The sequence below is a fragment of the Drancourtella massiliensis genome (genome assembly GCF_016900655.1).
Lineage (GTDB): Bacteria > Bacillota > Clostridia > Lachnospirales > Lachnospiraceae > Sellimonas > Sellimonas catena.
On the sequence record NZ_JACJKH010000086.1, the window covers coordinates 1 to 739 of the forward strand.

Annotated in this window: 1 protein-coding gene; it reads right to left on the reverse strand. The window is 44.2% G+C overall.

The features are described 5' to 3' along the window. On the reverse strand, positions 1-591 hold a 591-nt coding region (locus H6A32_RS15825; RefSeq protein ID WP_430749602.1), incomplete at its 3' end, for a transposase. Positions 592-739: the final 148 nt, after the last annotated feature.

The following is a 739-nucleotide window of genomic DNA, read 5'->3' on the forward strand; positions in this document are numbered from 1 at the left end:
CTCAATGACGGTGTTATTGGAGATCTTTTTATGCTTTGTTAGTTTCCGTTTCCTGTTTTCTTCGATGACTTTCCTGACTTTGTCCATGCCTTCGATCACGAACATATGGGCATCCCCGAGATCGTATTTGGGCCCATACCCGTTCTCGGACAGAAACGCATTATACTTTGCATAAAGGGTATCTATGGTGTCCAGCAGGCCGGCAAGATGATAGTTGAGGCTGCCACGCCAGACGAACGTATATCTGTTTGCATTCGCCTCGATCTTTGTCCCAGCGATGTAGAGCTCTTTCAGCGTAATAAGGCCTTCCTTTTCCAGGCGGCGCATGAACTGATAATTCAATTCATCCAGGACTTCTCCCGTCAGCTTTTTCCCTTTAAAATCGTAAAAAACATCCCTCTGGGGTTTCTGTCCTTTGGTCAGCCAGATGAAAGCGAGGTCTCGCTGACACAGGTCGACAATCCGATCAACAGCCCTGACTCTGTGCATGTTTGCATAGGTAACAACAGAATACAGCATGATTGGGTTAAACCCGGTTCTTCCCTTATCCGAATAACAGGCCAGCAGACCTGAAAAATCCAACTCCTCCATCACGTTTTTTAGGGTATAGACTGGATCGTCATCGGGGTAAACTCAATTCGAAGAAACTGAAGTTAATTTTTTGTTGCCCAATTTCAAAAAAATCGTTATAATAATCTTGTTTTAGCATAGTTCCATTATAACATGGAACGGAGAGGAA